Below are 25,893 nucleotides of genomic sequence, written 5' to 3' on the forward strand. Positions count from 1 at the left end.
CTATGGGGCACAAATATAAAAAGTATAAGAAATATGGTAAAAATAATTCAGGACTTGTGGCCCTCCTTGTTTTATTGGCAATCGGTTTTGTCATGAGTTTCTGGTATATCTTATTGCCCACTGGGCTCTTAATTGGCTATTTTTACAAGAGAGAGGCTATCCAGCGTTTTTTGAATAGAGATTCTATAAAACGCTTGCAAGTATTAGCGCTATCTATTCGTTCGGGCTATGAAAAGCATCAAGAGCTCTTGGTGGAAAAGGGTGAGGATAAGGTTGTATTACAGTTGAGAAACAGACTGTTAGGACAATTATTTGAATTAGATCAGCTCTATCAAAAATTTGGAAAATATCTGAATGGATATGAAAGTAAAGAAGTTGTAGATACCTTGCAACTAAAATATCATTTAAAACTGCCAGAAGCTAAAACAGAAAAAAATACTGACACACAGGTTTCTACTGGTGGTAATGCTGTGATGGATGAACAAGGCATGATAGCGGATTTAGCTCCTGAAATTCTAGAAACCTATTGTAATATTCAAAGAGACAATCTTGTTATTCTTGAAAAGCTGGAAAAGGCGACAGATAAGCGGGAAGAATTGACAGCTATCCATGAGGCCAATATGAATCGGTTTAACGATATTTTACAGGGTTATTTGAAAATCAAAAAATCACCGAAAGATTATTTTAACGCAGAAGAACGATTGGTGCAGGCAAAATCAGCCATGGAAATGTTTGATAAGGATTTGGATGATACCATCAAACAATTTAACGAAGCGGATATGAAAGATTTTGAAGTCAGTCTGCGTATGATGAAAAGAGAAGAGGAATAGAGAAGATGTCAGGATTTAATTTCGATATTGATCAGATTGCTAATAATAGTTTATCAACCAAAGATAAGACAACAGAGCTTATTCAAGCGACTCCGACTGGAGATAATTCAAAAGTGTCTTTCTTGGCACAGTTGACACCGGAACAACAAACAGGTATTCGTGCCAAGGCTCCCCAATTGGTGGATAATTTCTTAGCTAATCAAAATGTCCTCTTGGATTTTGGTAAGGAAGCGGTAGAAGAAGTCAATGCCACGGTCAATCACATTTTGTCAGAACAGAAGAAGATTGAAATTCCACAGGTCGATGAGCTTTTGGCCAATACCAACCGTGAATTGAATGGTTTTGTGGCTAAGTATAAGGACATTTCCACAACTGCTGAATTAGAAAAGAAACCTGGTTTCTTCCAACGCCTGTTCAAGCAGACCAAAAATGATTTGCAGGAATTTTATTTCGATTCGCAGACCATTGAAAAGAAAATGGATAGCATGGCAGCCAGTGTGGTCAAGCAGGAAGAGGTGTTGGCGCGCAATATTGTTTCTGCAGAGCTTTTGATTGAAAATAATACCAAGTCTATCGAGAATTTGGTGGGGGTCATCGCCTTTATTGAAGCGACTGGTCAAGAGGCTGCCCAGCGAGCAAAAGCAGAGCAAGAACGCTTGGCAGGTCTGCAACCAACTACGGTAGATTATCAAGTAGCTTCTGAGAAGTTGGCACGTGTAACAGAGGTTGCTAATATCCTCGAACAACAACATTCTGAGTATATGAGTCGCTTGTATGTCGCGTGGACAACGACACCGCAGATGCGTAATCTGGTCAAGGTTTCTTCGGATATGAAACAGCGCCTTGGGATGTTACGTCGCAATACTATTCCAACAATGAAATTGTCCATTGCACAGTTGGGCATCTTACAACAATCTATCAAGTCTAGCCAGACGGCAGATGCGATTGTCAATGCTAATAATGCTGCCCTTCAAATGCTTGCGGATACATCAAAAGAAGCCATCCCGATGATGGAACGCACAGCTCAGAATCCGACCCTTTCAGTAGCATCTGTTACCAAATTGGCAGAAAGTTTGGTTGCCCAAAATAATGGCATTATTGCAGCTATAGATGAAGGGCGTCAGAAACGTCGTGAGTTGGAGGCAGCTATTGTACGGTCAGCAGAGACTATCAACGATTCTGTTAAGCTACGCGATCAAAAAATCATTGCTGCTTTGCTGGAGCAAGGCAAAGAAGCACAGTCTGAGGCAGAGCAACCACTTGAAACCAATCAATAATATAAAACCTGCAGTTCAGCGAAACTGCAGGTTTGTTTAATGGCGTTCTATTGGTTTTTTATCTCGATCTAAAGTAAATCCCTCACCGAGTACTTCATGTGCGTCTGTAATGGTGATAAATGCGTGGGGGTCAATACGATGAATAAGCTCCTTCATCTCTTGGAGTTGGCTCTTATATATGACCGAGTAAATCATGTTGACATCGGCTTTGCTGTAGAAACCTTGTGCTTTGATAAAGGTGACACCACGCTCGATTTCACAATCAATAGCCTGAGCCAATTGGTCAGATTTTTGAGAAACAATCATAACACCCTTGCTACCATATCCGCCCTCCGTGACAAAATCAATAACCTTGGAAGCAATAGCAACCATCATTAAAGTATAGAGAACTGTTCGGAGGTCTTTAAAAACAATAACAATCAGAGTTAGGATGAGGATGTCAACTGCAAGAATGATTTGTCCAATGGAGTAAGGTAGGAATTTATGACCTATACGAGCAATAATATCGCTTCCCCCAGTCGTTCCGCCAGCACGGAAGATGGTTCCTAATCCTAGTCCCATAAGAATCCCACCCAGGATACTAACGAGTATCAAATCTTGTTGTAGATTGATTGAAAAATGGATTTTTTCAAAAATGGCCAACCAAAAGGTAACGCTAAAGGTTCCTAAGATACTGAGATAGAGAGTCTTCTTTCCGAGTATTTTCCACCCGAGGATGAACAATGGAATATTAATCACAATGTTCATTATCCAAGGTTGAATATGAAAAAGGTAGTAAATAATCAGCGTCAATCCAGTTGCGCCACCCTCGAATAGACGATTGGGCATGATTAAATAATTTAGCCCAAAGGCAAATAGCCCTGCACCAAGCAAAATAAGTAAAATATTTTTCAAACGAACCATAAGCATCTCCGAATATGTGTATATATCAATTTTAAAAGATTTTCTCCTTAAAAACAAGTCAATTTTCAAGTGATTTTTTGACTAATTTTTGGTAAAATGGAATGAATATCTAAGAACCAGTCTTCACAAGTGAAGTGCTGAACTGTGCATACTGGTACTAAGAGCGAGGGAAAGATGAGAAACGGTTTTTTTATTACATTTGAAGGTCCGGATGGGGCAGGGAAAACAACGGTATTGCAACAGTTATTGCCAGCCTTGCAGGAATTGGGGCCAGAAGTAGTCACAACTAGAGAGCCAGGTGGGGTGGCTATTGCAGAAGAAATTCGTAATATTATTCTGAATCCTGCAAATACAGCGATGGATGATAAGACGGAGCTGTTATTGTTTATTGCAGCACGACGTCAGCATTTGAAAGAGAAGATTCTTCCACCCTTGGCACAGGGGAAGTTGCTCTTGATTGATCGTTTTATCGATTCCTCTATTGCCTATCAAGGATTTGGACGGGGGTTGGATATAGGTGACATTCATTGGCTCAACCAGTTTGCAACAGATGGTTTAAAGCCAGATTTAACTCTCTATTTTGATATTGATACAGAAGAGGGGCTGGCTCGAATTGCCCGCAATGCTGACCGTGATGTGGATCGCTTGGATATGGAAAAAGCAGATATGCATAGACGGGTGCGTCAAGGCTATCTTAGTATTTTAGAGCAGGAACCAGAGCGGTTTGTAAAGATTGATGCCAGCCAGCCACTAGAGGCTGTTGTTGCAAATGCTCTGGCGGTCATTAAGAAACGGTTTGCAGAAAGAACATGAAGATTGAAGAACTTAGAAACTTACAACCCTATGTATTTCAACGTTTTGTGACAATTTTAGAGCAGAGACGTTTGGCACATGCCTATTTATTTTCAGGTGACTTTGCTAGTTTTGATATAGCAATTTTTCTCAGTCAATCGTTATTTTGTCAGGAGAAAGAAGGCGTCCTTCCTTGTCAGAAGTGTCGGTCTTGTCGTCTAATTGAAGCAAATGAGTTTTCAGATCTTACTGTTATTGCACCGCAGGGAAATGTTATCAAAACAGATACGATACGTGAATTAGTTAAGAATTTTTCACAATCTGGATTTGAATCCAATAAGCAGGTTTTCATTATTCGTGATGCTGAGAAAATGCATGCTAACGCAGCCAACTCTTTGCTAAAAGTGATTGAAGAACCTCAGTCAGCCATTCACATCTTCTTATTGACCAATCAGGAAGAAGCTGTCCTTCCTACTATCAAGAGTCGGACACAGATTATAGGTTTTCCTAAAAATATTCCAGCTATGGAGCGAATGTTAGAAGAGGAGGGCTTGTTAAAAACACAAGCGAATCTCTTAGCTCAACTGGTTTCAAGTCAAGAAGAAGCGAAAAAGTTAGCAGAAAATAAAAACTTTTTAGATTTGATGGGACAGGCAAAGAAATTTACAGACTTGCTCTTGGTGGAGCCTACACGTGCTTATTTGCAAGTTGGAATCCTAGTGTCTTTAGCTGTGGAAAAAGCTGAGCAGGGACGTTTGTTTGACCTTCTGAGTCTGATATTATCTGAGAAAATGATGGAATCGGCAAACGTACGTGAAAAAATGGATGCTGTTCTTAAGGCTAAGAAGATGTGGCAGGCAAACGTAAGTCTACAAAATAGTCTAGAGTATATAACTCTGTAAAATAAAAGAAAGGGAGATAATGGATAAAAAAGAAATTTTTGATGCCCTAGATGATTTTTCGCAGAATCTTCTAACCACGTTGGCAGAAGTGGATGCTATCAAAAAGCATTTACAGGGAGTTATTGATGAAAATACGACCCTCCGCTTGGAAAATTCCAAGTTGCGCGAACGTTTGGAAAAAGAAGATAAGACAGGCCATAAATCTTCCAACTTTGGTAAGGAGAATTTGGAGAATATTTACGAAGATGGTTTCCATATTTGTACCTTCTCTTATGGTCAACGTAGGGATAATGATGAACCTTGTATGTTCTGTGTAGAATTATTGAATCGAGATTAGGATGAAAGTACAAAAATCATTTAAGGGACAGACGAGTTTTGGGACTTTATATCTGGTGCCAACGCCTATTGGAAACTTACAGGATATGACATTTCGAGCTGTTCAGATTTTGAAAGAAGTGGATATAATTGCAGCGGAAGATACGAGAAATACAGGCCTCCTACTCAAACATTTTGAAGTAGAAACCAAGCAAATATCCTTTCATGAACACAATGCCCATGAAAAAATTCCAGTTTTGATTGATTGGCTCAAATCTGGTCAGTCCATTGCGCAAGTTTCTGATGCAGGCCTGCCTTCCATTTCGGATCCTGGTCATGACCTGGTAGGGGCAGCGATTGCGGAGGATATTCCTGTTGTAGCACTTCCAGGAGCATCGGCGGGAATTACAGCCTTGATTGCATCTGGTTTGGCACCCCAGCCACATATTTTTTATGGATTTTTACCGAGAAAATCGGGGCAGCAAAAAGAATTTTTTCAAGAAAAAAAGACCTATCCTGAGACGCAAATTTTCTATGAATCTCCATATCGTGTGGCAGATACCTTAGAAAATATGTTGACAGTTTATGGTGATCGTCAGGTAACGGTTGTTCGAGAATTGACCAAGTTATACGAAGAATACCAGAGAGGGAGCATTTCCGAATTACTAGAGTATTTGGAAGAAAATCCACTTAAGGGAGAATGCTTGATTATTGTCGAGGGTGCTGGTGAAGAAGTCTATCCTTCTGCTGATGAAGTGGACTTGAAGGCTGAGGTAGAAAGGGAAATTGCAAGTGGCATAAAACCTAATCAGGCTATCAAAGAAGTGGCCAAACGCTACCAACTCAAAAAACAAGAAGTATACGATATATATCATGGACTAGGTTAAGACCTAGTTTTTTTGTATGTTTATGCAAGCTTATACTCTTCGGAAATCAAAATTATCCGTTGTCAAGAGCCTTGATGAGTGAAAAGCTCCAGTGGATCTTTTCAGCCTGTTACCTTGAAATGAGAAAGTAACAGAGTTCTATCTTCGGCTTAATGACGCGAACACAGTTCTCTATACTTCCAGCCTTCAACTATATCCCAGCTAAGCTACTTTTGATTTTCATTGAGTATTAATATGCAGATAGCAATTGGTGACACTCCCCAAACAGTCAAATCTGGTCATAAAATTTTCATTGAAACCTGATAAATCCCTGTGAGGCAAGCGCCTCGTTTATGGCTAAAAGTAAGAGGTGCTTTAGAAAGTAGAATAAATATAAGAAATCCGAATATTTTTACAAAATAATCATATTTCATGGAATTGTCTGAATATTTGTGATATAATGAACAGACTAACTTAATGGAGGGATTTTATGACAATCTACAACTTCTCTGCAGGTCCTGCAGTATTGCCAAAACCAGTACTTGAACGCGCCCAAGCTGAATTCTTGGACTACAATGGTTCGGGAATGAGCGTTTTGGAGATGTCGCATCGCTCCAAGGACTTCGATGATATTATTAAAGGTGCTGAGGCAACGCTTCGTGAATTGATGGCCATTCCAGATAATTACAAGGTTATTTTCTTGCAAGGTGGAGCTTCTTTGGAATTCACAATGATTCCCCTTAACTTCGCTCAAGGCAAGAAAGCCTACTATCTTGTAGGTGGCTCATGGGGTAAAAAAGCCTATACTGAGGCTGTGAAGCTGTCTAAAACAATTGCCTTTGAACCAATTTTGCTTGGATCAACGGAAGATATTACCTATGCAGAATTGCCAACCTTCGATAAAAATGATATTGATCCAACTGCTGCTTACGTGCATTTGACAACAAATAACACTATTGAAGGAACAGCAGTTTATGATATTCCTGACACCAATGGTGTGCCAGTCATTGCTGATATGTCTTCAAACATCTTAGCGGCTCGCTATAATGTTGAAGATTTTGCCATGATTTATGCTGGTGCTCAGAAAAATATTGGTCCTGCTGGTGTGACGGTGGTGATTGTTCGTGAGGACTTCCTCAATGATCAACCAATGCTTTCAAGCATGTTGGACTACCGTATTCAAGCAGAAAATGACTCTCTTTATAATACGCCACCAGCTTATTCTATCTATATTTCTAAACTCGTCTTTGAATGGGTAAAAGAAATTGGTGGTGTTGATGAGATGGAGAAAATCAACCGTGAAAAATCTGGGTTGCTTTATGACTATATCGACCAGTCTAATTTCTATACAAACCCTGTTCGTAAAAAAGAAGAGCGTTCAGTAGCGAACATTCCTTTTGTCTCACCAAGTGAAGAATTAGATGCTAAATTTGTCAAAGAAGCAACAGCAGCTGGTTTTAAAAACATCAAAGGTCACCGTTCAGTAGGTGGGATGCGGGCGTCGCTCTATAATGCTTTCCCACGTCAAGGTGTGGTTGAATTGATTGAATTCATGAAAAAATTTGCAGTGGAGAATGCTTAATGGAAATTAGATTAGCACATCCAAATGAGATGGAGGCTATTGTCAATATTCTTGAAGATGCTCGTGCATTTCTAGCAACCTCCGGTATCAATCAATGGCAGGGAGAGTATCCTAATAAAGAGAATATTTTTGATGACATTCTTTCTGGCAGAGGTTACGTTGGTCTAGTTGACGGTAAGGTGGCAGCTTATGCCGCCGTTCATCGTGGTCAAGAAGCAGAATATGAGGCCATATATGAAGGAAAATGGCAGCACAATCATCCTGTATATACAACATTTCATAGAATTGCAGCAGCTGACGAATTTCGTGGTCAAGGAATCATACAAACTTTTTTGCAAGGTTTAATTGAAGGTCAAAAAGGACCGGATTTCCGCTGTGATACCCACGAGCAGAATAAGACAATACAGCACATTCTAAAAAAATTGGGCTATGTCTATTGTGGTAAAGTCCCAATAGATGGAGAACGTCTAGCCTATCAAAAAATCAAGCAAAAGAGCGAGCGGAGTCTTTACCAGGAAATCAGTGAAGACGACCGTTGGTTACTCGGAAATAATTAATGAAATAAAGAAAGAAAAGGCGGCAGCTATTCCGCCTTTTTAGGTAAAAATAAATGGTATTTAGCGTACGTACTTTTAACAATATCAATCAAATTGGTCTTAAGGAATTAGGCAATAAATTCCAGATTGACGGAGATCATGCAGCAAATCCAGATGCCTTTATTATTCGATCTGAAAATTTGCATGGATTTGATTTTCCTGAAAATCTAAAAGCTATTGCCCGTGCTGGTGCAGGGACTAACAATATTCCAATCGAAGAGGCAACAGAGAAAGGTATTGTTGTCTTTAACACTCCAGGTGCCAATGCCAATGCCGTAAAAGAGGCAGTCATTGCTTCCATCCTCTTGTCAGCACGTGACTATATCGGAGCGACTGCATGGGCAAATACATTGTCAGGAGATGATGTACCTAAGCAGGTTGAAGCAGGTAAAAAGCAGTTTGCTGGGACAGAAATTTCAGGTAAGACTCTTGGTGTTATCGGACTTGGTGCTATCGGTGCGCGTATTGCCAACGATGCCCGCCGTTTGGGAATGAATGTTCTCGGTTACGACCCTTATGTATCAGTAGAAACTGCATGGACCATTTCAAGCCATGTCAAACGCGTGGATGACTTGAAAGAAATCTTTACCAATGCGGACTACATTACTGTTCATGTTCCTTTGACAGATAAGACACGAGGACTTTTCAATGCGGATAGCTTTTGTCAAATGAGAAAAGGAACAACCTTGATAAACTTTGCACGCGGTGAATTGGTTAATAATGCTGATTTGTTTGAAGCAATTGAGGCAGGAGTTATCAAGAACTATATCACGGATTTTGGGACAGAAGAAGTGCTCAACAAGGACAACATTATCGTCTTCCCGCACGTTGGTGGGTCAACAGAGGAAGCAGAGCTCAACTGTGCCATTGCTGCAGGTCAGACCATTCGTCGTTTTATGGAGACGGGTGAAATTATCAACTCAGTTAACTTCCCAAATGTGAAACAATTCCTAGATGCACCGTATCGTATTACCTTGATTAATAAGAATATTCCTAATATGGTGGCAACGATCACAACGGCTGTATCTGAGTTGGGAATCAATATCGATAATATCATCAATAAGTCTAAAGGTGACTATGCCTATACTTTACTTGATTTGGATGAAGCGGATAAAGTGAAAATTGAGCAGTTGGTTGCTAAATTTGAAGCAACGGATGCAATTGTCAAAGTGCGTGTCATTCAGAATAAAAACTAATCATGCTGTATAAACAAGTCTATCACAGTCCACTTGGCCCCATGTCATTAATTGCTAGTGATAAGGGATTAAGAGGGGCCTGGTTTGAGGGACAAAAATATTTTGAACGAGGCTTGAATGAGAAAGCTATTTTAGCCTCCCATCCCATTTTAGACCAGACAGCTCGATTGCTTGACCAGTATTTTTCAGGGGATCAGGTGGACTTTTCAAACCTTCCATTAGAAGCTGTGGGAACAAATTTCCAAGAGCATGTCTGGCAATTATTGAAGATTATTCCGATGGGTCAGACGACTACCTATGGACAACTGGCTCAGCAACTGGGCCTTCGTTCTGGTCAGGCAGTAGGAGGAGCAGTTGGGCGTAATCCTTATTCTATTATTGTTCCTTGTCACCGAGTTCTCAATCAGAAAGGACAGTTGACAGGTTATGCAGGTGGACTGGATAAGAAAATCTGGCTCTTGCGACATGAGAATCCAGAATTTGAGGTGAAAGATGATTTTATTTTATGAGTATCCAAAATGTTCGACTTGCCGAGCAGCAAAGGCGGAGCTGAAGAGTTTGGGATTGGAATTTGAAGCTATTGACATTAAGTCAACACCGCCTAGTGCTGAAGAGCTAAAAGCTTGGATGGAGGCGACGGGACTAGAATTGAAAAAGTATTTTAATACTTCTGGGAATAGCTATCGTGAATTAGGCTTGAAAGATAAGTTTGATAGTCTTAGCTTGGAGCAGGCACTTAATCTTCTAGCTAATGATGGTATGCTGATTAAGCGTCCCCTACTGATTCAGGATGGTAAAATCTTACAGATTGGCTATCGAACAAAATACGAAAATCTCGGTTTATAAGCCGAGATTTTGTTTATTATAGTGCATATTCTATTGAAATATATTCATGATGTTTTTTCAAAAGATAGAGCATCTGAGGCTTATCTTCTAAGAGTTTTTGGATAATTTCGTGATGGACATTGTGGAGATTGATTTTAACGCGAATCTTCATGCCTTGTTTGAAAATATGGATTTCGACATCATTGCTATCTTCCTTTAAGTAAGGCTCCAATAGCTGATAGATAGAATCATGTATCTCAGGGAAATGGATCGTTCCGTTGGCGAGTTCCTTGAAAGATGCCACTAATAAGTTCCAAGGTTCCTTAAATGAAATGATTGCTAGTGCTAGTGTCAAAAAGAAGTCGCCAGTATAATGCAGGAAGCCGAACCAAGAGTTGATAGGAACAAGATAGAGCAGAAGAATTGCAATTCCAATTGCACCTGAAATGAGTCCGTCTACAAGGTTGCCTTTTGCTTCTGCTAATATGATAGTAGACAGATGATTGACTTTGGCACTCATATGGCGGTTGTATAGGTAAAGCCCCATACAGACAAAAAACATGGTTATGGTATAAGGGAGAACGGGACCTGTAGTCATTTGATGACCGATTCCATGAACAAAGTAAGCAAAGGCTGTCGCGCTTGTTTCAAGTACAGCAAATACAAGGAGTAGTAGAGTTGCGAGAGATTTCATGATAGCGTAGAGAGGTTCTAGAAAGTATAGTCCTTGAGGAAAAGTCTCGGTTTTCCGATGGCTATTTTTCGATATGTAAACTGCAACTAAGGACGAAATAAATGCTATTAGAGAAAAGACTCCGTCTAGGAGGAGGGCGTTTAGGTCAGTCATGATATAAACGGCAATACCTGCTAGTCCAGATAAACCGTTCACAACAGAGGAAACAGTTAGAGATTTGCGTTCGATAATTTTGTGGTCCATAATCCCTCCTTTTAATATATATCTATATATTTATTTTACCACAAAATGACACCGTTTTCAAATTGAGCGGATTAAAACAAGGTAGAGTGATAAGAAATAAAGGCTCAAAACCCTTGCAATAGATCTACGGGTTTTAAGCCTTTAATATCTGTTATCTGATAATTGAAATCAGGTTAATTTCCACTGTTAGAATGAAATCTCCATCACAATTGGTGTATGGTCCTGACGAGCACCGGAGTCAATCATATCTGACTTACTTACTTTGTCGGCGATGCGGTCGCTGACAAGCCAGTAATCAATTCTCCAGCCTGTATTGTTGATTTTACTGGTGCGGCTACGTTGTGCCCACCAAGTATAGGCGTTGAGAACATCACCGTGCAAGTGGCGGAAGGTATCAGTAAAACCTTTAGCTAGAAGATTTGTAAAACCTTGACGTTCTTCATCTGTAAATCCTGGAGATTGACGGTTACTTGCGGGATTAGCAAGGTCAATTTCCTTGTGAGCAACGTTGTAGTCACCTGTTGCAAGAACAGGTTTGTGGCTATCAAGTTTTGCTAAGTAGTCAGCATACTGTACATCCCAGATTTGACGGTCAGCAAGCCGTTTCAAGCCATCACCAGCATTTGGCGTATAAACTTGTGTGACATAGAAGTCATCAAATTCTAGCGTGATGATACGCCCTTCAGAATCCATGGTTGTTGGAGCACCAATCTCAGGAAAGGTTATGGTTGGAGTTAGATGGTTTTTGTAGAGGAAGAGTGTACCAGCATAGCCTTTGCGAGCTGGTTCTACAGATGAACGCCAGGTATTGGCATATCCAGGGAAGTAGCTTTCCAAAATTTCTAGATGCTTTTTAGTCGGTCCCTTATCTGACAATTTTGTCTCTTGAATGGCGATAATATCAGCGTCTTCTGTCACAAGTGTATCGATGACTGCGCGTGATAATAGGGCGCGAGGAGACTCTGCAGTCAATGCAGCGTTAAGAGAATCAATGTTCCAAGAAATGAGTTTCATAATTTTCCTTTTCTAGTCTGTTACTGTTTTACATTATACCAAAAATAAAAGTTGCAGGCGAATATGGAAACTTGAAAAAAATTTTATAATTCTTGTATTATAACATTAAAATTGTGATACAATAGAACTAATAAATCTGTGTCAAGGAGGTTATTATGAAAAGAAAATTATTTGTTTTTGCCTGGTTAGCCCTAGTTTTGGAAATGCTAATCTACTACTGGTACCAGTTGCCTGCTTTAAATATTTTGAGTGTGGACTTCTGGATATTTTTCCTTCAATCTGTCGGATTGGTCTGGCTCATACTTTCCACGTTCAGCTCCAAAGGTGCTTTTCAAAAGGTGACCAAGATTTCCGGTCGCCAGAGACAAGTAGATACCTATCAGATTAAAACCTCGCAACTACCAGCTTACTTAAAATGGTTGGGACGAATTTGGGTATTGGTTGTCCTGGGTTTGTTGGGGTTGGGGCTTATCAACTCACGTGTATTTCGTGCTAAGGATTACGCTGCTGTCATAAGCGTCAAGGATGCGGATTTTAAAGCAGATTTTCCTGAAACAGACATATCCAAATTGGCCCTCCTAGATCGCGCCTCAGCCGAAAAAATCGGTGATACTTATCTAGGTACCATTGACAAGGTCTCCCAGTTTGGCATTTCGGATGATTATCGCCAGATTACTATCGGTCAGCAACCGTTCCGTGTATCGCCTTTGGAATATAAGAATTTTTGGAAATGGCTGAGCAACCATCAAGATGGGATTGGTTACTACGTGAAGGTTAATCAGACAACAGGGAAGGCAGAACTTGCCAAGTTGAGCAAAGCCATGCACTATTCAGATTCCGAATTTTTGCTGAATGATACCTTACGTCATCTTCGCCTGCAATACCCGACAACTATTTTTGGGAAACCATCCTTCGAAGTGGATGACCAAGGAAATCCATATTATATTGCAACGATTTACGAGCCAAAATTTGGACTTTCATCAAATGATCCGATTGGTGCTATTGTATTGGATGCAGTAACAGGCGAAAGTAAGAAGTATGGTCTGGAAGATATTCCAGAGTGGGTAGACCGTGTTTATTCGGCAAACAATGTTATCAGCCGTGTAGATGACCACTATACTTATCAAAATGGTTTCTGGAATACCATTTTCAGTCAAACTGGTGTGAAAAATACAACAGACAGCTATAATTATATTTCTATCGGCTCAGATATTTATCTCTACACAGGTATCACCTCAGCAACTGCTGATTCATCCAACCTTGGATTTATTCTTGTCAATATGAGAACTCGTGAAATTACCAACTACAAATTGGCTTCGGCGACTGAAACAGCAGCGCAGAAGTCTGCAGAAGGTGAAGTGCAGGAAAAAGGCTATAAAGCCACTAATCCAAGCCTAGTTAAGTTGGCAGATACAGCCTACTATTTAGTATCCTTGAAAGATGATGCCGGCTTGGTTAAATCATACGCTCTTGTTGATGCCGAAGATTATCAACAGGTTACTGTTAACAACGATATTGCGCTCTTAATTTCTCAAGTCACAGGAACGGATGCTTCTAGCCTTTCAGGATTGACGGTGACTGAAAATGGAGAAGTTGGTGAACAGACTGAGGTTATCAGTGGAAAAGTAGAAGCTTTAGCGAGTCAAATAATTGGCGGTGCGACAATCTACTATATTGAGTCTGAGGGCAAGATTTACAAAGTCAAAGCAACGGAAGATAGTACAGATCGATTACCATTTATCAAAGTAGGAGATCACTTTAGCGGTCAGTTAGATAAGAAAAATTATCTTAAAAACTTTAAGGTTAATCCAGAATAATCATAAGAAAGAGTGAGGTAGAAAAGCCTTGCTCTTTTGCTTGTCGTCACCCATGCGAAATATTTCAACTTATGGTATAATGGAGTGTTGTGGTTCTTTGACAGGAATCCGTAGATTATTCTGTCGAGTATCCATATTCTTATTCTGAAGGAGTATTTTGTGAGTTTATTTAGAAAAAAACAAGCAGTCGGTCGCCATAGTCAAATGCGTCGGCATTTAGGCTTAGTTGATTTGATATTTTTAGGTATCGGTTCGATGGTTGGAACAGGTATCTTTACGGTAACTGGTTTGGCAGCAGCCCAGTATGCAGGGCCAGCTCTGATCATCTCAATTGTTATTGCAGCAATTTCAGTCGGACTAACAGCCTTGTTTTACGCAGAATTTGCCTCGCGTATACCGACTAACGGTGGTGCCTATGGTTATCTCTACTCGGTTTTTGGTGAATTTCCTGCCTGGATTGCTGGCTGGCTGACAATCATGGAATTCTTGACTGCTGTATCGAGTGTTGCATCTGGTTGGGGAGCTTATTTGAAAGGACTCCTGGCTAATTTTGGTATCGCTATGCCGACAGCTCTGAATGGAACTTTTAACCCCGCTGCAGGTACCTATGTAGACCTCTTACCAGTTCTCGTCTTGATTTTTGTGGTAGGAGTGGTCTTGCTTAATTCTAAGGCAGCTCTTCGTTTCAATTCAGCCTTGGTAGTTTTGAAATTTTCAGCGTTGGCTTTATTTATTTTAGTAGGGTTATTCTTTATCAAACCAGAAAACTGGTCGAACTTCTCTCCTTTTGGTTTTGGTGCCATTTATGGTGGACAAGCAGGAATTATGGCAGGAGCGTCTCTCATGTTCTTTGCCTTCCTGGGATTTGAGTCTATTTCATTAGCAATTGATGAGGTGAAAAAACCTGAGAAGAATGTACCAAAGGGAATCGTGTTGTCTCTATCCATTGTAACAATTCTTTATATTGTAGTGACATTAGTATTGACTGGTATGGTTCACTATACTAAGTTGAATGTGGCAGATGCGGTAGCTTTTGCACTTCGAGAAGTTGGATTGGATTGGGCAGCGAGTTATATTTCTATTGTAGCAATACTAACATTGATTACAGTATGTATTTCGATGACCTACGCCTTGTCGAGAATGGTCTATTCCATCAGTCGTGATGGTTTGCTACCGAAATCATTGAGCCGATTGACACAAACAAGCAAGGTTCCTAAGAATGCGACCATTCTTGTGGGGATTTTTGCAGCCATTTGTGCAGGTATTTTTCCACTAGCAAGTATTGCTTCCTTCCTCAATATCTGTACCTTAGCTTATTTGATCATGCTGGCGTTGGGTATTATTCGTCTGCGTCAAGTCGAAGGTTTGCCAAAAGATGGACAATTTAAAACACCTCTTGTTCCCTTGTTACCTATCCTCTCGATTATCATTTGTCTTTCATTTATGTTCCAGTATAGTTTAGATACTTGGTTAGCATTCGGAGTATCCTTGGTTATTGGAATTTTGATTTACTTCTGTTATGGCTATCGTCATTCGGAAGCAAAATAATAGATTTCCCTTCTTTTATTTGAAGGGATTTTTTGTACAATTTTTTTATAGAAATAATGGAAAACTTAAAAATAAAATAGTATAATATATATAAATGATACAAATATATCAAAGGAGAAAAGCAATGTCTAATAGCGATATTCGAGCTAAAGCAACGGTTATTCGTGAACAAACAGATAGGATGATAACCTTGTTTTTGGCACCTGTTTTGATTTCTTTTCTGTCAGGAGTGGCAGAATTTGGCTTGAAACAAATCTGGGGGCAAACTGGTACTTTCTCCTGGGGCACAACTATTGTGAAAGACGGTGTTACTTGGACTCATCATTTTATTTCTGTTGGCCCGTCAATCATATTTGATTTTATTGCACAATGTTTAATTGTAACAGCTTGTTTTCAACTAATAAGACTGGTGAGAAAGCAAAGAACCAAGGTTAGCTTTACGGAGTGTTTCACTTTACTAGATGGGGAGAATTTTTTACCAGTTTTTAGTACGACATTATTGAAAATGCTGGTCTTGTATTTAGCAAGTTTCCCTGCTGTTTTTGGAATGATATTGATAGGTTTAGCTTTCTATAGTACTATTGTCATCTTTGGTGCTCCTATTGATTATCAGCCTGATTTTTCAGCTTTTTTCAGTTCGTCTTATTTTCAAACAGGATTAATACTGGTATGTGTAGGGATTATTTGTAGTTTATTCGTAGGATATGGGCTCAGTCAGGTCACTTTTCTTCTCTATGATTATTTGGAAAACAATACCTATTCTTCACCATTTAAACTCTTCAGTTAGAGCTGGCAGTTGATGAAGGGGAATAAATGGCGCCGTTTCCTCTTGGATTTATCTTTTGTTGGCTGGTTTATTGGAGTTCTTTTGACGTTTGGGTTTTTGGGACTTTACGTATATCCATACTATTGGACTTGTCAGACTATATTTTATGAAGATTTGAAGGCCAAGAATCCATTGGTGTTTTCAACATATAAATCAGTTATCTCTTCCATAGTAGCCTAGGGAGTATGGAGATAACAAATTATTAGGAATCCCTTCGTATTTTGGAGGGATTTTCCTGTTTTTAAGAGATGTTCTGGAAAATTAATGGATAAAGTTTTATACTAATAGTAGGATGGTAAAGTAGTCCGATGTAGATATAATATTTGCGACGTGACTTTATAAATAAGGAGAGAAAATTGGAGGGGAATTGTGATGATGACGAGTGATATAGTATCAAGAGCGATGATGACTCGCGAGCGGACAAGAGGTACAACACTACTATTTTTTCCCTCCATTTTGCTATCTATTGTTTATGCTATACCAGCAACAATTTTTCGCCTACTAACATTTCTAGAGCTCCGTCAAAACAGTGCTTTTGTGGAGGGGCGATTGGTATCTTCAATCAGGTTGACCTATTTAGGTGAGTTAGGCTTCGCTCTGTTGTTACAGCTGTTCATCGGTCTGTCCTGTTTTCATTTATTGGAATTGTTGAGAGGGGATAGACAGGAGTTTTCTTTAAAAGATAGTTTTTCATTTTTAAAGACAGAATGGAAGAAGCCTATCTGTACCACTTTTCTTTATTATTATTTGCTTCTTTTTATAGCTGGACTTCCAGCTAATCTAGGGGCTACTTTATTTATTAAAGGCTTCACAATGAGTAGTTTGATGGTCTTATCTCCGGGGGCAATGGCAGAGCTGGCAGTTCATCAGCCTAGTCAATTAATGAAGATAGGGGCTCCGATTTTCCTGCTAGGAATGATTATTTACCTTTTTGTCTACTATACCTACTCACAGGTTGTTTTCGTCTTGTATGACCATTTGGATAATGCTAGTTATACTGGTCCCCTGGCTGTATTTAGGGAAAGTCGTTTCTTGATGAAAGGGAACTATTGGCAACGTATTTGGTTAGATTTATCCTTTTTAGGTTGGTTTATTGGGGAATTATTGACCCTTCATCTGTTATCTTTTTTTGTGACTCCTTACTATCATTTATCCAGGACTATTTTCTACGAAAAATTGAAAAAACAAAGACTGTCAGCTGTAGAGTAGCTAACAGTCTTTTATGATTATAGGGAGCTTGTTTTGGGCTTGAAATAGAGATCGTAAACCAACCAGCAAATCATTATACCTTGGACAAGCAAGCTGATGACGGAGCCCTCTACGCCAAACTTTCCACCAGATAGCCACTCAGGACCAGTGATACCGATTTGAATAAAGGCCTGACCAGCATCGGTGCCGCTGACTGAGAAAGCAAAAACATTCCCTTGGAAACAGTTCCACGCAGCGTGTAAGCCACCAATCACCCAAATGTTGCCTGTTTTGAGCATAATGAGGCAGGCAAGAACGGCAAATAGAGTTAAATCCAAAATTGGAATGAGTGAAATAGCATTGTTTCCGAGGTGGAGAAATGTGAAGAAGAGGGAAGAAACAATGATACCGATAGGAATATTATGTCTAGCAGAAAGTGATGAGAACATCCATCCTCTTGTTAGAATTTCTTCTGTCGTACCTTGGATAGACCAGGCAAGGATAAGGATAATAAATTCTCCGACTAATTTTGTAGAGAACTGGATGCTTGTAAATTCAATCGCGCCTAATCCCCACATGATGAGTGTACAAGTGGTCAGCATTGCAGCTCCGATTCCCCACCCGAGTAGAAAATCTTTTCCTGCACCTTTTTTAGTAAAACCAAGTCCTACCCACGGGCTTTTTTCAATATACCGTGCCCATAAAATGACCATCAGGCTGATAAAAGCGAAAGCGAACAGTTCAAAACTTACAGAAAGGGTCTCGCTAAATGGGAGTAAAAAGCTTATTGGAGTGAAAATAACAGCTCCTAGTGAATCTCCTACTAGCAACAAAATAATAGCTACAATAGGAGAGGTGACGATGTTGAGATTGAAAGCTGATTGAGCCTTCTCATTGATAAATTCGGTTTTCATAGGACCTCCTTTTACTAGATACTTTACTAGTTCACTATTCTATCATATTTTTCAAAAGAAGACTAGACCTAATTTCCTAGTATATGGTAGAATAGTACAAAGCTATATAAGGAGAATAGTATATGGAATTGAGTCAATGGCTGAAGTCCTTTCAACTGAAAGATAATCGACTAGTGGGCCCATTCTTTTATGGCACACCTCTTGCTCTTAGATTTGAAATCGGGCCTGCAGACGAAGCAGAAGAATTATCAAGAGCAATCTATCTTGAAAGAGCCTATGCACGTGCAGTAGAACTTTTTGAGCAGGCTAGTTCAGAATACGACTATGTGCTCCTTTCGCTCCTTCGACAGGAAGATAGGGATATAGACACCTACCTCTGGCATTTTTCATCGAAATTTAACTTCAACAAGGTCCCTGAGTCTGAGTTGATAGAAGTGGAGGATTGGACGGGAGATGTGCTAGTCTTTGAGCGCTATCTCTTTCCAGTTACCGACCAGGACCTAAACGCTTTGTTGAGGGAGATTGTCAAAGCCGACCATGGAGGTTTTAACTATCTATCAAGTTCCGTTCTCTTCCTATCTAGTCAGGACAATATCATCTATCATTGCTACGATAATCGGGGAGTTGATATTGCTGTTTTAGCTGATGACAAACGTTTGGAGCTCTTTACAGACTGCCATGACCTCCTTTTGGACTATGATATGGAGGAGATGGAGAGAAGGGTGAGGGGGTAGGAAACCATTACTAAAGGTGATATACCATCTCTTAGATAAAAGTACTTCACAAGTGAATACAGGTTCAAAAAAATCCACAGTAAAACCTGTGGAAAATATGGTAGAATAGAACAGTAGAAAAGTTCCAAAAGTGGGGCGGAAATCTATTTTGGGAGGTGGCAACTTCATTTTTGATGGAAAGTAAAACTTTCTCATCAAAAAACGAGGCTGGGCAAAAAGTCCAAAGCCACTTCTCAGAGTTCGTGTCAACATCTCAGCGCAGTGGTTGTTTGGGTTTAACAGTCCAGTGGACTGTTAAAGGTTGGAGATAGGATTTGCAAAGCAAATCACAGCAGTTCGTGTTTCACACTCCAAATCTGACCATTACGACTGATGCGAACAGAGTTCGCTTCATCTCCAACCTCAAACTGTCTCCCAGACAGTTTGAGCTGTGCGGGGGGTGGGAGTGAAACAGTCTGGGAATAGACTGTTTCAGCTCAACAACTTAAAACGAAAAATTGTTGACGAACTCTTTTTGACAAGTTGAGTTCTTTCCCACTCCCTAAAAGTTGCACTAATTCGATTTTTGAAAAATATTGTTTCAAAAATCTCATGTCGATGCCAGAGACAATCAGCATCTCTATTGATTTTACTCTAACTAATGTCTGTCGCAGAAGCCTTCGGGCTGATGTTTCAGTTTAGCACGTTGCTAATCGTGCTACTGACATTTATTTTTAACAATCGTAAAAAATAAAAGACAGCCAACCGCTACGAAACTTTGACCGAGTGAACTAGCAGGTTGACTGTAATCTTCATTTGTCCCGTCTTTAAAATGTTCAAACAGTCTGGGAGACTGTTTGAGGTCGTTTCTCGAAAACGGAAGAAAACGATACTGGGATTGAGTTGGCGCTCAATCCCTTTTCCAAAACTATTATACCACAAACCAAAATCGTTTGACAATTTTTTATCTACATCATCAAAAACGGCTTGACAGCCTAAGAAAAGGAGAATACCATGAGCAGAGCAGAGCAGAGCAGAGCAGAGCAGAGCAGAGCAGAGCAGAGCAGAGCAGAGCAGAGCAGAGCAGAGCAGAGCAGAGCAGAGCAGAGCAGAGCAGAGCAGAGCAGAGCAGAGCAGAGCAGAGCAGAGCAGAGCAGAGCAGAGCAGAGCAGAGCAGAGCAGAGCAGAGCAGAGCAGAAGCTTGGAGACTACACTCAAGTTGAAAAGCTAGACCTAAGGTCAAAAGATGTTTTATCAGACAACATTGCAAAAATTGGTCAGCTTTTTCCTGAGGTTCTAACAGAAAGTAGTGATGAAAATGGCAGGTAAACCGACCACCAAGACCCTTCGCCCAGATCTTGAGGAAAGTGTTGACTTTGACAAGTCTGAAAATGTCTTTATAACAGGGGACAACCTGGAAGTCCTCAAGGTCTTGCAGGAGTCTTATCTGGGCAAGATTGATATGATTTACATTGACCCACCTTACAATACAGGAAAGGACTTTGTCTATTCGGATAAATTCCAGATGAGCGAGGAAGAACTGGCAGATGAAATGGATCTGCGTGATGAGGACGGTTTGCAACGGGTGGGCTTGACCAAGAATGAAAAATCCTCCGCCCGCTATCATTCCGACTGGCTCAATATGATGTACTCTCGCCTAGTCCTTGCCCGCAACCTCCTCAAAGATAGTGGAGTTATCTTTAATCTCCATTGACGATAACGAACAAGCCAACCTCAAAGCTATCTGTGATGAGATATTTGGGGAGGAGAATTTTGTTGCTGATGTCATCTGGGAGAGAGCATTTGCACCTGTAAACTTGAAAAAACATTTTTCAGAAAGTCATGATTATATTTTAGTATATGCAAAAAATGTAGAATTTGCTGTCAATCATGGAATACCTAGAAGCGAAGACTCAAATAGTAGATACCAAAATCCTGATAATGATGTTAGAGGACCTTGGACAAGTGGTGATTTATCAGTAGGACCAGCAGTTCCTTCAAATATTTATGAGATAATTTCTCCAAGCGGAAGATCTATTTTTCCTCCAAGCGGGAGAAGTTGGTTGCTGAGTAAAGAAAGATTTGAAGAATTTATTGCTGATAATCGTATTTGGTTCGGGGCTAATGGAGATAATGTGCCTAGGATAAAAAGATTTTTATCAGAAGTAAAAAATACAGTAACTCCAATGACGATTTGGAAGTACGCTGATGTCGGTCATTCTCAGTCTGCTAGCCAAGACTTGAAAAAATTATTTGATGGTAAGGCATATTTCACCTATCCAAAACCAGTTCCGTTGATGAAGCAAATTGTTCAATTGTATTCAGAAAAAGACGGCCTGATCCTCGACTTCTTCGCTGGTTCTGCAACCACTGCTGATGCTGTTATGCAGTTGAATGCAGAAGATGGCGGTAATCGTAAGTACATACTCTGTACGCTGGACGAGCAGGTGGCAGACAAGTCCGCTGCCAAGGAGGCTGGCTATGAAACCATTGACCAGATTTCTCGTGAGCGGATCCGTCGGGCTGCTAAAAAGATTCAAGAAGAACACCCAGAAACAGTCGGCAAGCAAGATTTTGGCTTCAGGGCTTATAAGCTAGACACTTCAAACTTCAAGGATGTTAGCCAAACACCAAACAGCTTTAGCCAAGAAAGCCTATTTGACAGTGTTTCCAACATCAAAGACGGTCGGACAGACCTTGACCTGCTCTTCCAGATTATGCTGACATGGGGCATGGAATTATCTCTTCCGATTACGAAAACCCAGATTGACGGTACAGCCATTTATAATGTAGCAGATGGTGCCTTGATTGCCTGCTTTGCGGATGAGATTTCAGAAAGCGTCCTCTGTCAAATCGCCAAAGCAGAGCCCCTTCGTGCTGTTTTTAAGGACGAATCCTTTGCCAACTCCGCAGCCAAAATCAACCTGGGCCAAATCTTCAAAGAAGAAGCACCAAATACCAAAGTGAAGGTGGTGTAGGAGATGAAACTTCAATTTAAGCAGCAGCAATTTCAGTTAGATGCGGTGGCCTCTGTTGTGGATGTTTTTGTTGGTCAGGGCAAACATAGCGGTTTTGATTACCACATGGATAAAGGTCAGGGAATGGGTGCGGAACTGGACATGAATTTTATCGGTTTCCGCAATGCTCCCATTCAGCTTTCGCAGGAAACTGTCAGCCAGCAGGTTCGAGCTAAGCAGCTCAGCTATGGCCTTAAACCATCTGAAAACTTGTCTATTCAAAAAGTGGATGGTCGTCCGTCTTACAATTTGACTATTGAGATGGAGACGGGGACAGGGAAGACCTACACCTATATCCGTACCTTGATGGAGCTCAATAAGCAGTATGGTTGGCTCAAGTTTATCATCGTGGTGCCGAGCATTGCTATTCGTGAGGGAGTGCTCAAGTCCTTTGAAATCATGGCGGACCATTTCCAGATGGAGTATGGCAAGAAGCCACGCTATTTTGTCTATGATTCTAGCCGTTTGGGCGAGCTGGACAAGTTTGCCAACTCCTCGGACATTCAGGTTATGATTATCAACTCACAAGCCTTTAATGCCACTGGAGCAGATGCCCGTCGTATTCACACCGAGCAGGAAAGTTTCCGCTGGAGAAAGCCGATTGATGTCATTGCGGCGACCAATCCTATTTTGATTATCGATGAGCCTCAGTCGGTTGAGGGGAAAAAGACTAAAGAACGCTTGGAGGACTTCAAGCCCCTATTTACTCTCCGCTATTCAGCCACTCATAAGGACAAGCACGATATGATTTATCGTCTGGATGCCCTGGACGCCTACAATAAAAAGTTGGTCAAGAAGATTGCCGTTAAGACCGTGGAGCAGACTGCAACCACAGGAACACAAGGCTACCTTTATCTGCAAGAACTGGTTCCGCAAAAATCAGGTTCTCCTAAGGCTCGGATTGAGTTTGAAGTGCGGACCAAGTCAGGCGATGTCAAATGGGTGACCAAATTGGTTGAAGAGCCTTTTGCTCTTTTTGAAGAGTCAGGCAACCTACCAGCCTATCAAGGCGGTTGGACCTTGAGCCATTTTGATGCGCGTGAAGGTGAAAATTCCATTCAAATCGGTGCCAATCGCAAACTCTATGTGGGCGAAGTGATTGGGGAAACCAACGAAGATGACATCCGTCGTATCCAGATTCGGGAAACCATTGCCAGTCACCTGCAAAAAGAAGAACGCCTTTACAAACGAGGTATCAAGGTGCTATCCCTTTTCTTCATCGATGAAGTTGCCAAGTATAAGTGCTATGATGAGCAAAATGATGCCTACAATAGCACCTATGCCCAGATGTTTGAAGAAGAGTATGAAGCCCAGGTCAAGGCTTTATTGGCTGATCTCAACCTTCATGGAAGTAACTTTTGGCATTATCTCAACAAGCACCAAGAAGGCAATCCTGTTCATGCAGGTTATTTCTCTGTCGATAAGATAAAAAAATCGGATAAGGTCAAGTTTGTGGACTACAAGTCTGCTACGGAAAAGAAAAATAACCAGTCTAACGACAAGGATGCCTATGATTTGATAATGAAGGACAAGGAACGTCTGCTGTCTTTTGAGGAACCTATTCGCTTTATCTTTTCTCACTCAGCCCTCAAAGAAGGCTGGGACAATCCTAATGTCTTCCAGATTTGTACCTTGAAAAATACAGGTACAGAAACAGAAAAACGACAAAAGATTGGTCGTGGGATGCGTCTAGCCGTCGACCAAAAAGGTGTTCGTCAGGATGAGGAGCTTTTAGGAGCTGATGTTCATAATATTAACAAGTTGACCGTCATCGCCAATGAAAGCTATGAAGATTTTGCTAAGAACTTGCAAAGAGAACTCAGGGAAATCTTGGCTGATCGACCAAGCAAGGTGGAAGTGGATTTTTTTGTCAACAAGGTCTTGGAAAATGAAGCTGGTCAAAAACTGACTGTCACCAAGGAAGTGGCTAAAGAGATTGAACGCCAGTTGATTAAGCAAGATTATATTGACAGCAAGGGGAATCTGACCGCTACTTATTTTGAACAAAAAGAAACAAGTCAGTTTACTCTATCTGAAAATCTGGCAGGCTATGAAGTGGCTGTAAAAGATATTCTAGAAACGATTTACGATGCCAATCGCTACCAGATTGAACGTGAAAATGATTCGGAAGTGGTTTTTGCAAGAGAAATCAACCCTGATAACTACAATCGTCAAGAGTTTAAACGTTTGTGGGAAAGAATTCATCACAAGTCCACCTACTATGTCGAATTTGATGATGAGGAGTTGATTGAAAAGTCTGTTAAGGCCTTGAATGAGTCCTTGTTTGTTAAAAAGCCTAGTTACATGATTACAGAGGCTGAAGCAAGGGAAATGCAGGCGAAACACGGTTTGGATTTCAAGGTAAATAAGAACGGCAAGCGTCAGTCTGTGCTGGATAAGTCTTCTATTCAACTCCGCTATGATTTGCTGGGTGAAATTGCCAGTCGCACGGAGTTGAAACGGAAAACAGTCGCCAATATTTTGAAGCAGATTTCGCCAAGCAAGTTTGATATGTTTTCCTATAACCCTGAGGCATTTATCCAACAAGTTAGTAGGCTCATCAATGAGCAAAAGGCGAGTCAGGTGATTGAGCATATCCGCTACAATATCCTAGAGGAAACTTTTGATAGTTCTATTTTTACGGACAATCCTTTGAGTGGTAAGGTGTCAGATGCAAATATGCTCAAGTCTGAGAAGGGTGTTTATAATTATGTGAAGGTTGATTCTGGAACGGAGAGGAAGTTCAAAGAGGACTTGGAGCGATTCGACGATGTCATGGTCTATGCCAAATTGCCTAGCAAGTTTAAGATTTCCACACCGCTGGGTGATTACAATCCAGACTGGGCCATTGCCTTCCGAGATGGTTCGGTCAAGCATGTTTACTTCGTAGCTGAAACCAAAGGTTCCATGTCTAGTTTGCAACTGAAAGGGGCGGAGTTGGCAAAGATTGAGTGTGCAAAGGCCCACTTCAAAGCCCTAAAAGAAAAAGGATTGATTGCGGATGATCGGATTTATGATGTGGTTGATTCCTATGAAAAATTATTAGAAATCGTGAGAGGATAGGTTGCTGAGCAATCCTTCTCGCCACTGAAGGAGAATATTTATGGGTGCGTTTCTGTTTTTTACATTTGCGATTTGTTATCTGGTGGGCATTGTTGCCATAGTCAAGGCTTTTGTTGTCCCCTGAAAGAGGCTGGGCAAAAACTAGCCGCTCATACATAAAAAACTCCAAACGCGATACAATAAAGGTATTCAAGCCTATTGTAAAGCGAGAGGAGAAAAGTATGGCACAAAAGGCACATAATTTATCACATACAAAGTGGCTGTGTTCTACCACATTGTCTTCACACCTAAGTATAGACGAAAAATCATCTATAATCAATATCGAAGTAGTTTGGGAGAAATATTCCGGCGTTTGTGTAGTTATAAAGGCGTAGAAATTATCGAAGGACATCTGATGCCGGATCATGTTCATATGTTAGTCAGTATTCCTCCGCGATTAAGTGTATCAAGCTTTATGGGATATTTAAAAGGTAAGAGTGCTCTAATGATGTTTGATAAACACGCCAATCTCAAATACAAATTTGGTAATCGTCATTTCTGGGCAGAGGGATATTATGTAAGTACGGTTGGACTTAATGAAGCCACAATTAAGAAATATATACAAGAATAAAGAAATTATCCAGTGGATGATTTCTTCACGAGCTTCAGCTTAAAAAGCGAGTTAAACATGATATAGCACTTGATAAATTGAGTGTAAAAGAGTATGAAGATCCCTTTAGGGATAATGGCAAGTAGTACGAATGCCTCTTTAAGAGGCTAGTGACGAGTCAAA

Annotated in this window: 21 protein-coding genes and 3 pseudogenes; 20 read left to right on the plus strand and 4 right to left on the minus strand. The window is 40.5% G+C overall.

Annotated features, from left to right (window positions below; genetic code table 11):
- Positions 1–2 precede the first annotated feature (2 nt).
- Positions 3–830 carry a hypothetical protein gene (locus tag YYK_RS03170; RefSeq protein ID WP_011922194.1) on the plus strand — a complete coding sequence of 276 codons (828 nt, stop codon included), beginning with the start codon at positions 3–5 and terminating at the stop codon, positions 828–830.
- A 5-nt stretch (positions 831–835) separates the two neighbouring features.
- Entirely contained in the window at positions 836–2,107 is a 1,272-nt protein-coding gene (locus YYK_RS03175; protein WP_012775639.1) for a toxic anion resistance protein, read from the plus strand.
- Positions 2,108–2,143: 36 nt separating this feature from the next.
- Here YYK_RS03175 and YYK_RS03180 read toward each other — a convergent pair whose 3' ends face one another.
- Positions 2,144–3,010 (minus strand): YitT family protein, encoded by an 867-nt coding sequence (locus tag YYK_RS03180; RefSeq protein WP_002935357.1) that lies wholly within the window; start codon positions 3,008–3,010, stop codon positions 2,144–2,146.
- Between the two features lie 174 nt (positions 3,011–3,184).
- Between YYK_RS03180 and tmk the strand changes: the two genes are divergently transcribed.
- From tmk to YYK_RS03225, 9 genes are all read left to right on the plus strand, one after another.
- Positions 3,185–3,823, plus strand: a complete 639-nt coding sequence (tmk, locus tag YYK_RS03185; protein ID WP_012775041.1) for a dTMP kinase — start codon at positions 3,185–3,187, stop codon at positions 3,821–3,823.
- Entirely contained in the window at positions 3,820–4,704 is an 885-nt protein-coding gene (locus tag YYK_RS03190; protein WP_012775638.1) for a DNA polymerase III subunit delta', read from the plus strand. The genes tmk and YYK_RS03190 overlap by 4 nt, the downstream gene beginning before the upstream one ends.
- Before the next feature lie 19 nt (positions 4,705–4,723).
- Entirely contained in the window at positions 4,724–5,041 is a 318-nt protein-coding gene (gene yabA, locus YYK_RS03195; protein WP_002935361.1) for a DNA replication initiation control protein YabA, read from the plus strand.
- Between the two features lies 1 nt (position 5,042).
- Positions 5,043–5,906, plus strand: coding sequence for a 16S rRNA (cytidine(1402)-2'-O)-methyltransferase (gene rsmI / locus YYK_RS03200; protein WP_002935362.1), 864 nt, complete (start codon positions 5,043–5,045; stop codon positions 5,904–5,906).
- A gap of 469 nt (positions 5,907–6,375) precedes the next feature.
- Complete coding sequence (gene serC / locus YYK_RS03205) at positions 6,376–7,467, plus strand: 3-phosphoserine/phosphohydroxythreonine transaminase (protein ID WP_011922200.1); 1,092 nt, start codon at positions 6,376–6,378, stop codon at positions 7,465–7,467.
- Positions 7,467–8,024, plus strand: coding sequence for a GNAT family N-acetyltransferase (locus YYK_RS03210; RefSeq protein ID WP_011922201.1), 558 nt, complete (start codon positions 7,467–7,469; stop codon positions 8,022–8,024). The genes serC and YYK_RS03210 overlap by 1 nt, the downstream gene beginning before the upstream one ends.
- A gap of 53 nt (positions 8,025–8,077) precedes the next feature.
- Positions 8,078–9,259: a phosphoglycerate dehydrogenase gene (locus YYK_RS03215; RefSeq protein ID WP_011922202.1), complete on the plus strand. Its 1,182-nt coding sequence runs from the start codon at positions 8,078–8,080 to the stop codon at positions 9,257–9,259.
- 2 nt (positions 9,260–9,261) lie between these two features.
- On the plus strand, positions 9,262–9,768 hold the full coding sequence (locus YYK_RS03220; RefSeq protein WP_011922203.1) for a methylated-DNA--[protein]-cysteine S-methyltransferase: 507 nt from the start codon (positions 9,262–9,264) through the stop codon (positions 9,766–9,768).
- On the plus strand, positions 9,752–10,105 hold the full coding sequence (locus YYK_RS03225; RefSeq protein ID WP_002935368.1) for an arsenate reductase family protein: 354 nt from the start codon (positions 9,752–9,754) through the stop codon (positions 10,103–10,105). Before YYK_RS03220 ends, YYK_RS03225 begins: the two co-directional genes overlap by 17 nt.
- A 16-nt stretch (positions 10,106–10,121) precedes the next feature.
- Here the strand turns inward: YYK_RS03225 and YYK_RS03230 are convergent, their stop codons facing one another.
- A complete protein-coding gene (locus tag YYK_RS03230; RefSeq protein WP_011922204.1) occupies positions 10,122–11,021 on the minus strand; it encodes a cation transporter in 900 nt (299 codons plus the stop codon).
- A gap of 186 nt (positions 11,022–11,207) precedes the next feature.
- Entirely contained in the window at positions 11,208–12,035 is an 828-nt protein-coding gene (locus tag YYK_RS03235) for an exodeoxyribonuclease III (RefSeq protein WP_012775042.1), read from the minus strand.
- A gap of 155 nt (positions 12,036–12,190) precedes the next feature.
- On the opposite strand from YYK_RS03235, the gene YYK_RS03240 reads away from it, so the two are divergent.
- From YYK_RS03240 to YYK_RS03255, 4 genes and pseudogenes are all read left to right on the plus strand, one after another.
- Positions 12,191–13,852: a hypothetical protein gene (locus YYK_RS03240; protein WP_011922207.1), complete on the plus strand. Its 1,662-nt coding sequence runs from the start codon at positions 12,191–12,193 to the stop codon at positions 13,850–13,852.
- A 159-nt stretch (positions 13,853–14,011) separates the two neighbouring features.
- Complete coding sequence (locus YYK_RS03245; protein ID WP_011922209.1) at positions 14,012–15,400, plus strand: amino acid permease; 1,389 nt, start codon at positions 14,012–14,014, stop codon at positions 15,398–15,400.
- 181 nt (positions 15,401–15,581) lie between these two features.
- Positions 15,582–16,406 (plus strand): annotated as a pseudogene (locus YYK_RS03250) (DUF975 family protein).
- Positions 16,407–16,598: 192 nt separating this feature from the next.
- Positions 16,599–17,435: a DUF975 family protein gene (locus tag YYK_RS03255; RefSeq protein ID WP_014636366.1), complete on the plus strand. Its 837-nt coding sequence runs from the start codon at positions 16,599–16,601 to the stop codon at positions 17,433–17,435.
- Positions 17,436–17,452: 17 nt separating this feature from the next.
- On the opposite strand, the gene YYK_RS03260 is transcribed toward YYK_RS03255, so the two are convergent.
- A complete protein-coding gene (locus tag YYK_RS03260; protein ID WP_011922772.1) occupies positions 17,453–18,328 on the minus strand; it encodes a CPBP family intramembrane glutamic endopeptidase in 876 nt (291 codons plus the stop codon).
- Positions 18,329–18,450: 122 nt separating this feature from the next.
- On the opposite strand from YYK_RS03260, the gene YYK_RS03265 reads away from it, so the two are divergent.
- From YYK_RS03265 to tnpA, 5 genes and pseudogenes are all read left to right on the plus strand, one after another.
- A complete protein-coding gene (locus YYK_RS03265; protein WP_011922773.1) occupies positions 18,451–19,062 on the plus strand; it encodes a DUF3885 domain-containing protein in 612 nt (203 codons plus the stop codon).
- Positions 19,063–19,729: 667 nt separating this feature from the next.
- Positions 19,730–19,795 (plus strand): putative holin-like toxin, encoded by a 66-nt coding sequence (locus YYK_RS10540; protein ID WP_371315362.1) that lies wholly within the window; start codon positions 19,730–19,732, stop codon positions 19,793–19,795.
- A 260-nt stretch (positions 19,796–20,055) separates the two neighbouring features.
- Positions 20,056–22,019, plus strand: a pseudogene (locus YYK_RS03280) (site-specific DNA-methyltransferase).
- Between the two features lie 3 nt (positions 22,020–22,022).
- Entirely contained in the window at positions 22,023–25,121 is a 3,099-nt protein-coding gene (locus tag YYK_RS03285; protein ID WP_014917230.1) for a type III restriction-modification system endonuclease, read from the plus strand.
- Between the two features lie 221 nt (positions 25,122–25,342).
- A pseudogene (tnpA, locus tag YYK_RS09920) lies at positions 25,343–25,856 on the plus strand (IS200/IS605 family transposase).
- Positions 25,857–25,893: the final 37 nt, after the last annotated feature.

Origin of the sequence: Streptococcus suis S735, assembly GCF_000294495.1 — a bacterium.
Lineage (GTDB): Bacteria > Bacillota > Bacilli > Lactobacillales > Streptococcaceae > Streptococcus > Streptococcus suis.

Bases quoted from the DNA above. Each gene is read 5' to 3' on its own strand.
- YYK_RS03170 (WP_011922194.1), top strand. From the start codon at position 3: ATGGGGCACAAATATAAAAAGTATAAGAAATATGGTAAAAATAATTCA.
- YYK_RS03175 (WP_012775639.1), top strand. From the start codon at position 836: ATGTCAGGATTTAATTTCGATATTGATCAGATTGCTAATAATAGTTTA.
- YYK_RS03180 (WP_002935357.1), bottom strand. From the start codon at position 3,010: ATGGTTCGTTTGAAAAATATTTTACTTATTTTGCTTGGTGCAGGGCTA.
- tmk (WP_012775041.1), top strand. From the start codon at position 3,185: ATGAGAAACGGTTTTTTTATTACATTTGAAGGTCCGGATGGGGCAGGG.
- YYK_RS03190 (WP_012775638.1), top strand. From the start codon at position 3,820: ATGAAGATTGAAGAACTTAGAAACTTACAACCCTATGTATTTCAACGT.
- yabA (WP_002935361.1), top strand. From the start codon at position 4,724: ATGGATAAAAAAGAAATTTTTGATGCCCTAGATGATTTTTCGCAGAAT.
- rsmI (WP_002935362.1), top strand. From the start codon at position 5,043: ATGAAAGTACAAAAATCATTTAAGGGACAGACGAGTTTTGGGACTTTA.
- serC (WP_011922200.1), top strand. From the start codon at position 6,376: ATGACAATCTACAACTTCTCTGCAGGTCCTGCAGTATTGCCAAAACCA.
- YYK_RS03210 (WP_011922201.1), top strand. From the start codon at position 7,467: ATGGAAATTAGATTAGCACATCCAAATGAGATGGAGGCTATTGTCAAT.
- YYK_RS03215 (WP_011922202.1), top strand. From the start codon at position 8,078: ATGGTATTTAGCGTACGTACTTTTAACAATATCAATCAAATTGGTCTT.
- YYK_RS03220 (WP_011922203.1), top strand. From the start codon at position 9,262: ATGCTGTATAAACAAGTCTATCACAGTCCACTTGGCCCCATGTCATTA.
- YYK_RS03225 (WP_002935368.1), top strand. From the start codon at position 9,752: ATGATTTTATTTTATGAGTATCCAAAATGTTCGACTTGCCGAGCAGCA.
- YYK_RS03230 (WP_011922204.1), bottom strand. From the start codon at position 11,021: ATGGACCACAAAATTATCGAACGCAAATCTCTAACTGTTTCCTCTGTT.
- YYK_RS03235 (WP_012775042.1), bottom strand. From the start codon at position 12,035: ATGAAACTCATTTCTTGGAACATTGATTCTCTTAACGCTGCATTGACT.
- YYK_RS03240 (WP_011922207.1), top strand. From the start codon at position 12,191: ATGAAAAGAAAATTATTTGTTTTTGCCTGGTTAGCCCTAGTTTTGGAA.
- YYK_RS03255 (WP_014636366.1), top strand. From the start codon at position 16,599: ATGATGACGAGTGATATAGTATCAAGAGCGATGATGACTCGCGAGCGG.
- YYK_RS03260 (WP_011922772.1), bottom strand. From the start codon at position 18,328: ATGAAAACCGAATTTATCAATGAGAAGGCTCAATCAGCTTTCAATCTC.
- YYK_RS03265 (WP_011922773.1), top strand. From the start codon at position 18,451: ATGGAATTGAGTCAATGGCTGAAGTCCTTTCAACTGAAAGATAATCGA.
- YYK_RS03285 (WP_014917230.1), top strand. From the start codon at position 22,023: ATGAAACTTCAATTTAAGCAGCAGCAATTTCAGTTAGATGCGGTGGCC.